23 protein-coding genes are annotated in these 13,480 nt (G+C 37.0%); 1 reads left to right on the plus strand and 22 read right to left on the minus strand.

Annotated elements, in window-relative coordinates; genetic code table 11:
• Positions 1-69: 69 nt before the first annotated feature.
• From C170_RS10065 to C170_RS10130, 14 genes are all read right to left on the minus strand, one after another.
• Positions 70-549: a DinB family protein gene (locus C170_RS10065; protein WP_051447114.1), complete on the minus strand. Its 480-nt coding sequence runs from the start codon at positions 547-549 to the stop codon at positions 70-72.
• A 36-nt stretch (positions 550-585) separates the two neighbouring features.
• Positions 586-1,383 carry an aminoglycoside N(3)-acetyltransferase gene (locus tag C170_RS10070; protein ID WP_162158966.1) on the minus strand — a complete coding sequence of 266 codons (798 nt, stop codon included), beginning with the start codon at positions 1,381-1,383 and terminating at the stop codon, positions 586-588.
• Between the two features lie 84 nt (positions 1,384-1,467).
• A complete protein-coding gene (locus C170_RS10075) occupies positions 1,468-2,007 on the minus strand; it encodes a phosphotransferase-like protein (RefSeq protein WP_036609118.1) in 540 nt (179 codons plus the stop codon).
• A gap of 54 nt (positions 2,008-2,061) precedes the next feature.
• Positions 2,062-2,544, minus strand: coding sequence for a DinB family protein (locus tag C170_RS10080; RefSeq protein ID WP_036609120.1), 483 nt, complete (start codon positions 2,542-2,544; stop codon positions 2,062-2,064).
• Positions 2,545-2,574: 30 nt separating this feature from the next.
• Positions 2,575-3,231, minus strand: a complete 657-nt coding sequence (locus tag C170_RS31005; protein ID WP_036609122.1) for a DUF4367 domain-containing protein — start codon at positions 3,229-3,231, stop codon at positions 2,575-2,577.
• A 42-nt stretch (positions 3,232-3,273) separates the two neighbouring features.
• Positions 3,274-3,828, minus strand: coding sequence for a hypothetical protein (locus C170_RS10090; RefSeq protein WP_036609124.1), 555 nt, complete (start codon positions 3,826-3,828; stop codon positions 3,274-3,276).
• 126 nt (positions 3,829-3,954) lie between these two features.
• Positions 3,955-4,350: a VOC family protein gene (locus C170_RS10095; RefSeq protein ID WP_036609126.1), complete on the minus strand. Its 396-nt coding sequence runs from the start codon at positions 4,348-4,350 to the stop codon at positions 3,955-3,957.
• 32 nt (positions 4,351-4,382) lie between these two features.
• Positions 4,383-4,910, minus strand: a complete 528-nt coding sequence (locus tag C170_RS10100; RefSeq protein ID WP_235200747.1) for a YfiT family bacillithiol transferase — start codon at positions 4,908-4,910, stop codon at positions 4,383-4,385.
• 181 nt (positions 4,911-5,091) lie between these two features.
• Entirely contained in the window at positions 5,092-5,493 is a 402-nt protein-coding gene (locus tag C170_RS10105; RefSeq protein ID WP_036609128.1) for an NUDIX hydrolase, read from the minus strand.
• Positions 5,494-5,545: 52 nt separating this feature from the next.
• Positions 5,546-5,974, minus strand: coding sequence for a hypothetical protein (locus tag C170_RS10110; protein WP_036609130.1), 429 nt, complete (start codon positions 5,972-5,974; stop codon positions 5,546-5,548).
• 86 nt (positions 5,975-6,060) lie between these two features.
• A complete protein-coding gene (locus C170_RS10115; protein ID WP_036609132.1) occupies positions 6,061-6,585 on the minus strand; it encodes a hypothetical protein in 525 nt (174 codons plus the stop codon).
• Positions 6,586-6,784: 199 nt separating this feature from the next.
• On the minus strand, positions 6,785-6,988 hold the full coding sequence (locus C170_RS10120) for a helix-turn-helix domain-containing protein (RefSeq protein ID WP_036609134.1): 204 nt from the start codon (positions 6,986-6,988) through the stop codon (positions 6,785-6,787).
• A 103-nt stretch (positions 6,989-7,091) separates the two neighbouring features.
• Positions 7,092-7,493 carry a GNAT family N-acetyltransferase gene (locus C170_RS10125; RefSeq protein WP_036609136.1) on the minus strand — a complete coding sequence of 134 codons (402 nt, stop codon included), beginning with the start codon at positions 7,491-7,493 and terminating at the stop codon, positions 7,092-7,094.
• Between the two features lie 133 nt (positions 7,494-7,626).
• Positions 7,627-7,848, minus strand: a complete 222-nt coding sequence (locus C170_RS10130; RefSeq protein WP_179086413.1) for a helix-turn-helix domain-containing protein — start codon at positions 7,846-7,848, stop codon at positions 7,627-7,629.
• Positions 7,849-8,001: 153 nt separating this feature from the next.
• Between C170_RS10130 and C170_RS10135 the strand changes: the two genes are divergently transcribed.
• Positions 8,002-8,289 (plus strand): hypothetical protein, encoded by a 288-nt coding sequence (locus C170_RS10135; RefSeq protein WP_036609138.1) that lies wholly within the window; start codon positions 8,002-8,004, stop codon positions 8,287-8,289.
• Positions 8,290-8,311: 22 nt separating this feature from the next.
• Here C170_RS10135 and C170_RS10140 read toward each other — a convergent pair whose 3' ends face one another.
• The 8 genes from C170_RS10140 to C170_RS10175 form a co-directional block, all read right to left on the minus strand.
• On the minus strand, positions 8,312-8,803 hold the full coding sequence (locus C170_RS10140; protein WP_036609140.1) for a GNAT family N-acetyltransferase: 492 nt from the start codon (positions 8,801-8,803) through the stop codon (positions 8,312-8,314).
• 241 nt (positions 8,804-9,044) lie between these two features.
• A complete protein-coding gene (locus tag C170_RS10145) occupies positions 9,045-9,641 on the minus strand; it encodes a lysozyme inhibitor LprI family protein (protein ID WP_036609142.1) in 597 nt (198 codons plus the stop codon).
• A 191-nt stretch (positions 9,642-9,832) separates the two neighbouring features.
• The gene (locus C170_RS10150) at positions 9,833-10,045 is read right to left on the minus strand and encodes a hypothetical protein (protein WP_036609144.1); all 213 of its coding nucleotides are present in this window, start codon (positions 10,043-10,045) and stop codon (positions 9,833-9,835) included.
• Positions 10,046-10,055: 10 nt separating this feature from the next.
• The gene (locus C170_RS10155; RefSeq protein WP_036609146.1) at positions 10,056-10,334 is read right to left on the minus strand and encodes a DUF4304 domain-containing protein; all 279 of its coding nucleotides are present in this window, start codon (positions 10,332-10,334) and stop codon (positions 10,056-10,058) included.
• 209 nt (positions 10,335-10,543) lie between these two features.
• On the minus strand, positions 10,544-11,086 hold the full coding sequence (locus C170_RS10160) for a GrpB family protein (RefSeq protein WP_036609148.1): 543 nt from the start codon (positions 11,084-11,086) through the stop codon (positions 10,544-10,546).
• Between the two features lie 187 nt (positions 11,087-11,273).
• The gene (locus C170_RS10165) at positions 11,274-11,732 is read right to left on the minus strand and encodes a VOC family protein (protein WP_036609150.1); all 459 of its coding nucleotides are present in this window, start codon (positions 11,730-11,732) and stop codon (positions 11,274-11,276) included.
• 121 nt (positions 11,733-11,853) lie between these two features.
• Positions 11,854-12,621, minus strand: coding sequence for a nucleotidyltransferase domain-containing protein (locus C170_RS10170; protein WP_036609151.1), 768 nt, complete (start codon positions 12,619-12,621; stop codon positions 11,854-11,856).
• A 57-nt stretch (positions 12,622-12,678) separates the two neighbouring features.
• A complete protein-coding gene (locus C170_RS10175; protein ID WP_036609152.1) occupies positions 12,679-13,305 on the minus strand; it encodes a Type 1 glutamine amidotransferase-like domain-containing protein in 627 nt (208 codons plus the stop codon).
• Between the last annotated feature and the right edge of the window lie 175 nt (positions 13,306-13,480).

Below are 13,480 nucleotides of genomic sequence, written 5' to 3' on the forward strand. Positions count from 1 at the left end.
TGGGATACATATTATATTCAAAGCAAGCAACATGTTGTGTTCCGTGTCACCCCCTGCCTGCTAAATCCTTTACGCTTCAAGGTTGGCAAGATATTTCTTCAACGGTTCCATATGATGCTGGTCATGCCATATAAAATCTTCAAGGTATTGGGGAATATAAAATACGTTCCCCTCTGCGTCCAAATACGTCTGATGAAGCTGTTCCTCCGATAATCCTCGAATGTCATTCATAATTTTATGGCGGTACGTGATAGCCTTGTTTACGATTTCGGACGTCTCTGTGCGGTTACCAAATTCAATAGCTTTGCGATTAAACTCTTCAAAATTCATATGTTTCAACGTAACTGGCTGCTTCAGAGCAATCTTCTCAATCGCTTCCTTGTAAAAATATCGGTCCCATAACATGATATGAGTGACGATTGATTTTATCGTCCATTTCCCTTCTTCCATGCTGGAATTCCAGGTCTTCTCTTCAAGATGATTCATCGTCTTGACAAACAACGCCCATTCTTCAAAAGTTTGAAGCAAATGTTCAATCTCTTTAGTCATGATTACATTTCCCCCTTCTATCTTTTTTGAAATGATTCACTGCTCAATATGTTCTCTTCGGTTACGATTCATCCATCCCAAAGCATAATCAATCATCTCTCTTTGGGGTATCAGATAACTCACAGATTCCCCTACCATTCCTTCGGTAACAGCGTTAGTCTGGATCTTAAACTCATTAAAAATTAATTCAAAATCATCTGATTCATTGTTAATATCATCGTATGTAGTCCATTGCTCAAATCCATCCACCAGCATTTTTACTCCCCAGACTTTTGGCTTAACAAATGAATTCTGCTGTTTATATTCGGCCAGGTGCAAGGAGGTGTTACTATTTGTAGGCGCACCAAGTAACAGAATGTATCCACTCAAATCATAGATTTTTCCTAACGGAGATTTCTCATTTAATGCATAATGCAAGTTGTGATCTTCCATTATCCGTTTGGCCTCTTTCCCCCAGGCAGCAAAAGACATGTGCGGATGTGAGCTTCGAAACACACCATCTTGCCTCCGAAACACCTCAGGAATGATGCCCATATACGAGGTTGGTGTTAAATCAGGATAATAAATAGGCATGTTGTCTTTGATAAACTCAATTTCCTCTGAAGACAGGTTCGCGTCATGCTCTGAAGGTTCACAAAGATGTTCTGTTTGAGTGGGCATGACAATGGTTCCATTGGTTCCAACGGCTTCTTCCAGAGCTAAAATAACACTTACCGGGCCGCCTATAACCTTACCTATTGCTTTGAAGGAGGAATGAACGATTATCGTCATACCCTCCCTTATCCCCATTGAATTTAAATCATTAACTATACTTTTTCTTGTTTGTAACTCCATTGAAATCCTCATTTAATCCTCCAGACCAAAGCAGACAAAGTTATTACTAGATATCGATTCCGCTACAGCTTCGTAATATAATTTTTACATATTTTTCAATGGTTCATGATGGTTCTTGAACAGTGCTGCAATAATCTTCTCCGCACATTCTTCCGGTGTGTTCATACTGGTATCAATGGAGTAGCTATAGTTGATGTTTTTAGCCATGATTTGATGCTGCTCATCCGATTGCTCTTCTCTTCGATCACCACGTTCAATGTTCCGCTGACGACAGATATCGAGAGGACAGTACAGTTCCACAATATCCAGTGGAGACCCTTCAAAAATCTGTTTGACTTGTTCATAATGCGGCGCGAGCTCTGGTCTTTCCACAAGTATGCCATCGATCAGAACATGCTTGCCATGGTCTGAAAATACTTTTGCCGTATGATACATCATTACAATCGCTTCACTCAGATACTTCCAGTAATCCGTCTGTAGATGTTTATCACCAATCGTATTTTCAAATAAATCATTAGCCACAACATAGAAAAACGGATCATCGTATGATTGCATCGCCTCTACAATTGAAGTTTTACCAGAGCTGGTTACACCGTTCAAAAATATAATTTTGCCTTTTTCCATGATAGTCATCTTCCTTTGCTTAAGTATAATTTCATAAATGTAATATAGCGTGTACTACGTGTGTTTCATTGATTTTTTGAGCAGCATGATCTGGCCAATATGATAGGCGTTATGAATACATAGATTTGATACAACTCCCCACCATGGCGCGTTGAAATAGGCAGGGATTTCACGGGTCAATTTATGTTCTTCACTATCTTCGAGTGCCCTGTTCCAATCACTAAAGACGGTTTTTAGTCTATGTAATGTCTTGCCCCACTCCACATCATTCAAGTTAGACAGATCAATGTCGAATGTATCCTCATTATTCACTGAATTCTGCCCGTTGACCTGTTCGGCAATATATCTCTCAAGCCACTTCTCATTCCAGAAAATAAGATGATTGACAATCGCCCAAATGGAATGCTCCCCCTCATTCTTTACATAAGCGGCCTCCGCCGCATTGAGGTCTGTCAAAATATCATGAAGCGGTATAAACCAGCTCTTGTCATGATAACAGGCGTTTAATTGGTCTATGAGAATAGCTTTATAACTCATTGTTGCACCTCACTCAGATTAATATAAAATTTATCCGTTCATTGACTTCGCAATCTTCCTCACAAAATCTTCTGACATGTTTCCGCCAATGATCTCGTATTGTAACGCCTTCCCATGCACATCCTCTTCGATCCATATCAATTGGGAAGTTTCGTTATCGAAAATATAAAATGCTTCGGCGCCACGAATAGCTGTTTGTTTAACCGTAGTACCACCATGATCAGGCAATGCGATCCGGCTTTTCGTTGTCCCGAAAATATTAAGTTTATAACCACCGTATTCTTGATATGTGATGCTGATGCCCACAACCTTCTTATTGGGCTTCAAGTCGCGTATCACTACATTTCTGCCTGACCTGTTACTTTCTTCAATCATTTCATCAATTTCTTGCGGAGTTAAATTATCAAATCCATAAAATACATGAATGGCATCTATATCTGAATCAATCGGAAATTTCGGCTGCCATGGAGAGTATTGCCGTTGCAATCGTTCCAAACCGTCTTCCCATGGAATGGGTGCATAATTGGTCTGTTGCGTGAATTGGTTCTCTATAACATCTGCGGTGTATATTGCCTTCCCCTCACCAGGCTTTAAGTCAATGACGATTCGGTCAATCGCATTATCGTTACGTAAGGATTCAATTTGAATTTTTCCAAGCACATCTCCGCTTTTGTTTTTGATATCCATTGTTCTTTCACTCCTTTGTTTTCAAAAATACCTTTCTGATCTTCATACAATAGAAAGCTGAGCCCTACAGAAGATAAAGCGATCATGAGGACTCCAAACATGCAAATGGTCGGCAAGATATCCTCGTAACCATAACTTATCGTTTATTCGTCTGAGATAAAAACCTTTTGGAAATTCATTATCCTCGGTAAGGGCTGCAGATGCTATCGTAATGGAGCCGGACGGAGCTTTGTTACCCTCTGAAATATTGGTAGAACATATCTCAGGCTGATCCAAATATTGCGTTCTTAGATAAGGTCCTAACTCAACCGGACAACATTCTAGCCCAAGATCATTTGCTCTTCGAAAGAGCTGAAAAGTCGAAACACCATCCCAAAATCCAAGTTGTCTGACGGTCAACTCAACCGTTTGCAAGCTTAGCTTTGTACTGGAAACTATAAATCTATCATCATATAACAACTGTTCTCCATATTTATTCAATAAAATAGAGTGTTGGTCCAGTTTCTGTATAAGCTGTGGTTTTGTTAAACCGCCAACGTCTACTATTCTAATTTCAACTGCGCAATCAGGGTATACTTTTTCATCTTCAATCAACATCCGTATCCCCCTAATCTAGATTCACTTCTATTTGACTTTATATATCAAATGTAGTTACTCACCTATTTCTGAATCCGTTTACATACAGATCCTATGTAATTGATAGCTGCTGACTAAGGCTCCTCATTAGAAATTCAATTCACAGTCATGGTGTTCCCACACATCAAATAAGTTACCGTCCAGATCTTCTAACACAAAAAACTTCCCATACTGTCCCTCATCACTAATAGCCCCTACTTTCACATTCTCTGATGTTAAGTAGTCATGTAAAGAACCAATGTCATCGCTGAAAAATGTAATGACCCATCTCTTTTTCTGATGCACTTCAAATGTCGCTCGGGTTTCATTGTCGCTTTGAATCAAGTCCAAAATTGGGCGATCACCCCTAAATAAACTCAAATATCCTTCGCGTTGGTGGCGAATGTTAAATCCAAAATGTTTTACAAACCAGGCGGCTGACACTTCTAAATTTTTCACTGGAATTACATTATATGCAATGCCCAGAATCCTTCCATTCCCCATATGTTACCCCCACACTTGAAATGTATAAGACCCTACCGCCCTTGTAATGTTATACAAGATTTAATTTGAGCAATATGATGCTGCCCGTGCCATACAAATCTTTGTAGAGCAATATCCAATGAAATTGTACTTAACACTTCTGTTCGGAGTTTTCGTCTAAACTGATCGGGATGTAAACCATACAACAGAGTGAGAAATCGCTTGTGCAGTATCTCCATCAGCAAAATTGAATCTTCGATGGGCGTATTCCTGTAATCAAGTAATGATGCCCATAAATCCTCTCGATATGAGCTTGCCATCGGTTCCTCTTCAGTTAACGCTCTCTTAAATCTGATATAAGCGTTCATGTCATTGTCCGCAAGGTGGTGCACAATCTGTGTAATCGTCCAACCGCCATCACGATAAGGAATACAAAGTTGATCATCATTGAGATGTTGTGTAATCTCTCTTAAGGTTTTCGTAATTCCGAGAATTCGACCAATGATGTGGATTCGGTCCTCATTAGAGAATTTAAGACTTGGCTCAAAGTGTCCTATTGGAAAGCGTACATTTTCATCCAAAGTTGACCACCTCTCCATTTCTCTACTATAGAACCAAATCATATCCAATATAACCCACAATGTTCCATTTGCGAAGTGTAAAAGCAAAAAAAGAAGCAACCTTTGTTCTCGGGCTGCTCCTTATATTAAACTACTCTCATATCTGTATTTGGATTAGAAAACTAGGATCTGATGGATGTCCTTATTCTGAAAATTCAATCAAAAAAGGATGACTTTTCTCATCTAATGCATTATGAATTCTGTCATAGAAATTTCCCCATGTTATCATTTGTCGAGCTTCTTCTAAAGTAAAGTAGCCCACCTCTTCACTTTCATCACTGGTAGTTAAAGCTCCACCAATCGGTTTTCCAGTAAATATATTGTTGCATACGCCGCGAGTTATGTTCTGATACAAACCACAAAATTTAATTAATTCAATGTCAATCCCTGTTTCCTCTTTCACTTCTCGAACTGCTGCCTGCCTAATAGTCTCTCCTTCTTCAACACAACCTTGAGGCATTTCCCAACCTCTTCGACCTTTCATGAGTAAAATCTCATTATGTTCATTGAGAACGATTACACTTGCAGAAACGATAAACTTCATTCCAATTCCTCCTATGTTGGTTTAAATAACCACTCTTCCTCGAATGAAATAGCTAAATCCCTAGAACTGAAACATAATCTTGAGTTGTTAATTGCTTTTTAATCCATACAACAAACTCTATAATTAATTCACGAAGTCTCTGAACACTATTGAGAAAATCTTGTTGAAACTCATCTTTAGAACTGCCAAAGAAGAAATACACATGTTCATTTATTAATTCCATTGTTACTTTCTCATCAAGGAGATTAGCAAACGTTTTCAAATCCTCAAGGATCACCTCCCACGTTTTTCGATGTACTTCGTTAAATGCATTATGATCATATCCAGAAAATATATTTTCTATTGATTTCTCTATATAGCCGAATACTTCTTCATCAAAGTAAATTGAGTTTTCATTCCAACATTGTCCAAGGTACTTCCCGGGTAAAACTTCAATATAACCAGTTCCTTCAAGTTCTTCCCTATCTCTTATTATCTTCATTGTTCACCCTCGTTAAATAATTTCGTCGATTTCACATACTTTTCTGTATATAAGACCCAGCGTATGCTGGGTGTGTGAATGCTGAGTTATGGTATTTCACTGCCTTCATTGAGCAAACTAATCATTTGCCTGTTGGTTTTTAAGATTATCACTTTGTCTTTATAAGGGGACAAGAAGCTACAGATCTCTTTCCGATTTGTATTATTAAATTTATGATTCCAGATAAGCATTTCAATTAGTCCTTTTAATGTTTGCTTGTATATAGATCTTTCGGCGCCTATTCTTTGTTTAACAAATCTCATGATAATTCTAAAATGTCGAATCAATACATTAGTATCTAGGTAATAAATTACATCTGCTCTTGAAAAGCTATCAGAAAGCCATTTATAATATACTCCCTCTACAATCCAACTATCATTATCAATTATTTTATGTAGTAATTTATCTCTCACATCTGGAGGGTTCTTTCCTGAAAACTCCACTCTACTGCTCCACATGACTGTATCTAGTTCGTGAATTTTTATATTTAACTTCTCTGACAAAACTTGACCAAGGTATGTTTTTCCGCTACCAGTTGAACCTATAATATGAATTCTTAAAGGTCTAGACATAATTAGCTTCTCCTCTTTAATTTATTGCAGTGATTTCTAATCACCTTCCTTTTTTTATGCAGTTCAACAAACTCTCGGAGGTGTCTGCCAAAATATCAATTCGAAATCCATTTAGCAGACCAAGGCTCCGTTAGGAGCCGTTGCTTTATGTCATACGACGGAATCTCAATTTTGGTTAACAGCAGATGTTATCATCCCATCATTGATCTGCTATATGCTCCAATAGATCTCCAGGCTGGCATCCCAATGCCGTACATAATTTATCAATTACTTCTAACGATACATACTCATTCGTATTGAGTTTTGCCATCGTTGCCGATGAGATCCCCGTGATTTTTAATAAATCCTGCTTCTTAATCTCCCTGTCAATCAATAATGTTTGAAATGGTTTATAACTTATCATCTGGTATCCCTTCATATCCGAATTGAAGCTTTATATAGCGACCTTCTCAAAAACAAATCCATCTATAATCAATTCTCATCTGATCGGAATCTTTACTTCAATGCTATACCATATCTGAAATAAACATGGCTTTAGTTCCTTCTTCTGGCTTAAATCCAAATATTCCATAGAATTTTTCTGCACTATCATAGGATATAAGTACTTTTGTTTTGACATTAGAATATCGACTAAGCATTTGTTCCATCATTCTCTTTCCAATTCCTAATGATTGATATTCTTTGTGTACTAACATGTAATGAAAATATACTGTCATCACGCCGTCAGACAATGCATTTATTAAACCAACTAATTTGTTATCATCCCATGCAGTAATAACCGTATGCGAGTTGTTTATTGCTTGTCTAAGATCTTCTGGGAAATCTCCTGATTTCCAGTCCACCGAATGAAACAGTTCTTGAATTGCCTGTGTATCAATGTCTTTTATTTTTTTGAAAATAATTGTCATAATATTGCTCCTATGCTTGTTGTTTTGATTGGGAGTATTGGATAACGTTTCTGTATTCTTGAACCCAAAGGGGGGGCTGCTGAAATTCCTTCTCAAAATCTATCCACAGACCAAGGCTCCGGACCTTCACTATTTATTTTTCTCCTGGTACGTATTCGATCAAATCAGATAATTTACAATTAAATGTATCGCATAGCTTGAATAAGGTTTCCAGCTTTGTTGTTTCTATATTTGTTTCCCTATAGAGTTTATTGATCGAATTCCGGCTTAAGCCCGATTTTGCCATCAATTCTGTTATATCATCTATTCGATGTTCTGCCATGAGTTCTCGTATATTACACTTGATTATGTTCATCTTTTCCCCTCCGTAATTCTATCTTATCTTTCATATTAGCAATCATCAACAGAAAGCGAAGTTTTAACTCTACAAAGTCAAATATTCACCTTGCAATTAACTCTAAGAGGTCATATAATAACTTTATAGAGTTAATTAAAGGAGGAACTAAATATGATTAATACTGTAGAATCATTAACAGAACCACTGATAAGAATACGTTTAGATTTGCTCTATACTAAGCTTCTGGAGTGTCATAGAGAGTACACTCAGCTTTCTGCTGAGACAGATGAATATTTTAAAACACTTCGTGATGCTTTGCCCGATCAACTTCAACATACAGTTTTTCTTTACGAAGACGCACAAATCTCACTCCAATCCATCCTAGAAAGAAGTATCTACATACAAGGTTTCAAAGATGCCCTACAACTATTTAGTGAATTGCAGAATTCTAGTATATAGAGGGTTATATGACCCTCTTTTTCTAATTTCTTGTACTAAATTCTTGTATATATTTTTTTCTATCTTGTGCATAGTGTTCAGTGTAGTTAGTTCCTTTAAAACTTTCTATTACACTTCTCCAAAATGTCCTTGCCGGAAGATTGCTCTCCATTTGCGAAATCTTCCAATTCGCTTTGTACATCTTAAATGCTTCTATTGCTGCTTTACGACCTATGCCCGATCTTCTGTATTTCTGTAAAACCATAAAATCGTATATCACATGCGTCGGATCTGGATCAGTATCCATATTCTCAAAAAGGACTACTATAAAACCAACGAGTTTACCTGCTACTTCTATAAAAAATGGATTCCATCTTTCGTCGCCTTCCCAATAATAATTTATGTTTACTTCGAATTTTCCGTTTCTATCTATATCTCGACCTGTATATTTACTGAAGTCATACTCGTACAATTCATATAAATTGATTAGTATACTTTTATCTTCAGGATTTACTCGGACAAGTTTTAATTCCATGTTTGCATCTAACTCCTTTTTTTTCAATGCACTTCGCGGTTTCACCTAACGTATGTCCATTCCTGACTTTGATTCCCCTTAGATAGCTCTTATCTTAAGTAAAATTAAAGTGTCGTATGGATTCATTTCATCGAAACTTCGCAGGCGACCAAGGCGTGGTATCCCCGCAGCTTGAATACATTGTTATGTGCCGTTACTGCTTCGAGGCATCACCTAAAAACCTTTGATCCAGATTCCAACTTTATTTTTTACTTTGGTATAAAAACTCAACTTCACCATCTAGCAAATATCGATATTCAAATAATTGCATTGTTCTTTCCCTAATTCTCTCCCGTATAACCGTGCCTAGGCTTACCGAACCTTTTGATCCAAGGTAACCATTATTAATAAATGCCTTCTCTACAAATTTTGTTTCCTTTAAGTGATATTGTAACCATTCTTTCTGCGATTCGATTAGTGCTTCTCTTGGTTCTCTATCCAACTTAGAACAAAGCTTTTTATATATTTGATTCAACTCTTTATCCCAAATCTCTGTATATTTGCTTTCCAACGCCCCCCATCCCATTGTTGTAATAATCTCTTTTGAATTTTGAGCCTCATTAAATTCCACTTCATAATCATGATCTATAGGATTTCGAAGCATTTCATCATAAAATTCTCCTTTCAATTCATAGTTCCCAATGCTCATGGATAACACTTCATTGTTAGAAGCATCTGATCGACCTTCAGTTATTTCTTTTGATTTAGTTTCGCTGTTCAAGGTAGTCAATTGACTACTATTTTGACAAGATGAAAACACTATCGTAATAAAAAATAATAAGAGGATCTTACCTTTCATAAATTATCTCCTTTAATGGCGCATATCGTTACTGTATCCACGACCCTTCCACCAACTTAAGCGACCAATCGGAGCGGCCGCGATGCGGTTAGTCGTACGGATGTGTCGCTGATTCTCTTCCCTGCCGATTGCTTCTCGCAGACCGAGGAGCTTTTAGGCGCCGAAGCACGGATATGATGTTAGAAACTCCCTCAACTTATGCCCTCAAAGTCCTTAATGAGTCCTGTTGCTTTCCCAATATTATTTAGTCCCCATTGAGCATATTCTTTCGCATCCCTATTATTACCTTGAAATTTATGTGTTCGTGCAATTAACAAAGCCAACCTTAAATCAAGTGGAGCTCCAAAATCTTCAATTTTCTTAGATCCAGCTATTATCTCAACTAATGAAATTGATGTAATCATCCTAGGAAAATCATTGAATTGAGAATAATAACTCATTCCTTGATGCAAAAATAGTCGTGATTTCATTTGAAGACTCAGATTCACCAATAGAATTAGGGAGAAAATCTAGATGCACCCCCATCTCCATAACACAAGATCCACCGGATTTATCTGCCTGAATCACCAGAGTGTAAATAAAGTGATTATCAGTTGTCTTAACAAAATGATGATCGGTTCCCATAAACCCAACCTCATGTAGTTTTGGAGCAAAATACACCCTAATTAGCTTTCTAAAATCTTTAGTATTCACGTTTTCATATCCTTTGTGAGATTTTCGATAACGTTGTTTTATTCACAAACCCGAGAGCTTAAAGGGCACCAGCGACTGGGTCGAAGACCTAGCATCGTAGGAGTTGTCTGTCTGATAAGACTCCCGCGAAATATCTCTAACAGACCAAGGGGCGTTAGCCCCGCAGCGTGGTTAATTTGCTATCGGATGTTTTAGTCCCATTGAGCAACCTACAAGTTCTTTCCATATTCATTAAGTACTTTATTTACAAATTCGGTCTTCCCATCCGTATAAGACTGACGGTTTTCTCTATATCTAATAGCAAGTTCTTTCTTTAGATTGGCATATTCGACTACAAATTCGGGATTGCTAATTAATGCATCTCTGAAGGATATATGTCTTAATAACTCTTTGCTCTCTTTATTACAAACATATAAATGATGTTCAGGTTTCTGTATTTTTACTATACTATAAGGAACATTTGCATCTTTTCTTGCAAAAGCTTCTCTGTTCTCAACACCCAAATTCCCTTCATGATAGTAACCTAAACTTTCTAATCCTTGAATTACATCTGGAAGCAAGTCCATAGAATCAATTACTACATCAATATCTAAAATAGGTTTTGCCGCTAGTCCAGGTACTGCGGTACTACCAACGTGCTCAATTCTAAGTACTAGATCCCCGAGTCTTTGTTCTATGATGGATTTCAGATCAGAAAACATTTCAGGCCATTCATTGTTGTAATCTTCAATAATTATTGTTTTTTCACTCATCCTTGAGATGCCCCCAAAAAATAAAGTATTTACGAATATTTCCGATAACATTCCCGTATACATGACGCCTGACGTATGCCAGGTGTGTCCGAGACTGCCGGACCGAAGACGAATCTTCGATGTGTGGATATTATGTTATCTGATTCCGGCACTTCTTTTGAAACATCCCAATAGTAAGTTCTTTAACTCATCTCTTCAAAAGGTCTTCCCATTCTTCGATTGATAATTTATTGGATATATTCTTTAAGTTTTCAGGGACACTTACAAAACACATTAATTCTAAACTATTTCCATCTGGATCATTGAAGTAGACTGAAGTATTTCCCTGATTAGGCCTTACAAATGGATTTATTGAATCTCTTTTTCCAAATGGGACAGGCTCTATTTCAATAGTTTGAAGCCATTTCACACTGTCTTTAAGATCTTCATAACTCACTCGAAATGCTATATGCCTTAATGATGGATGATAAGAAGTGAGATACTCTTCGCCTTGCCATAGACCGACCCAACTCTTTTCTTTTTCAATCCAGAAGAACGCTGTATCTTCATCTCTCCAGGCCAGCTCTAATCCTAATTTAGAATAAAATTCGATTGATTGATGTAAGTTACTCACTGGTAAATGTGCTTCATACAACCCAAGTATCATGTTTTCTCCTTTCAATCTTGCAAGTTTCAGATAACGCTTTATATTGACTACGTCCCGACGTGCTTAGGGGGCTGGATGTGGTCACTCGCTTCTCAGAGTGACTACGAGCGTCAATATGTTGTTAGCCAACTGAATTTCTGGAAGCAGCCATTTTATTTAAGGCGTTCTCAAAATAGCTATATACTTCATCTGCGGTTTCCAGAAACTCTTCAACAGATACATCGCTATCCAAGTAACAAGCATATAGATACTCAACTAAAGCGGCGTTAATCTCACAATAGTTTAATATGGCATTCTTCATCTTAATGATTTCATCTTCCCATACCCCTGTATCTTCTAAAACCAAAGAGTATAATGCACGAATTAATCTCTTAGAGTAACCTTTAATATATCTAGTTTTCATTGCGTGATCACTAACATTAGAAAGTGATCGATGTACACGATCTACTTCCTCCTTGGTATCTGTATTTAAGTCTAAAATGAATTCTGAAGAAATGTTGATCGGGGGTACTTTTTCACCAATGTCCTTCCCATGTATGCAAACACAAATGATCTTAATCCAAAAACCCCAATCATTCGGTCTACTTAATACATCATCAATCGAGCAAATGATCGTATCCATCTTAGTGACGAATGGATATTCTTCCAACAGCCTGTCTTTGATATTTGACAATCTTTCGTAATCAATATCTTGGGGATTTGCACATACAATAGTAAAGTCTGCATCTGACTTAAAAGGTTGAGCCGTTCCTTTGGGAATCGAGCCACACATATAAATGCTATGAATCTTATCTTTAAATTCGTTAAGGATATGATCCACATACTTATCAACCAAATCCTTATATTCACTTTGTATTGCAATTCTATTTATAACTTTTTCTAATATCATATAGACTCCTCCTAAAATATGAGCTTCTTCGAGCTACTTTCAATGAATTTACGACTTTCAATGTGCTTGGTTCATTAAGATTGAGATATATTCTTCATCTTTAAGCCTTGTCACCTTACAGTTCTTATTGCATTCAAATTCTACTATTCTCTCTTCAATTGTTTTATTAGTACTATCTTTAAATATGTCCTCTCTATCATAGTGAGGAAAAATAAGCTTGTCGGTTACACCTAATGCCTTAAAATCCGTTAAATCCATTGTATTCATCTGTGGAGTAAAGAAATCGACAATGTTAATATTTGGCCCCAGTAATAACGTTCCTGCACTTACTCCAACTATAATTACATTCTGTGCGGCCAGTGATTTAATAACTTCATCAGCACCACTTTTCTTCGCGTAATACAATAATGTAAATGGATTTCCACCATTGATATATATAACATCTCTATGTAAGAGAATTTGCGGGTCATCAAATTCTATATCTACAAAATTGATATGCTGAAATCCCATGTCCTTAAACTCTTGCATTGCTCTTTGTGCATATCTATTAGTTTCTTTTCTAGGGGATGCTGTTGTAATAATTGAGACTTTTAATTTAGAAATATCTCCATCAATAAACTCCAGAAATTGATTTTTAATATCTTCAGTATAAAAACCACAAGAGGTTAGTAACAAGCTACTCATTGAAATCCCCGTCCTTAACTAATAGTTTATCTAATCTTTATAATTTAATTAAGCATTCCCCTGATTTGTGCTAACGTTCCTTTATTCATGAACCCCAAAGGGGTTGTCTGCCGAACGGAGCCACAGCTTGAATATTTTGTTATGTGAAGTTCCCTCTTCTCGAAAAGCTATCAAT

The organism is Paenibacillus sp. FSL H7-689 (assembly GCF_000517905.1).
Classification (GTDB): domain Bacteria; phylum Bacillota; class Bacilli; order Paenibacillales; family Paenibacillaceae; genus Paenibacillus; species Paenibacillus amylolyticus.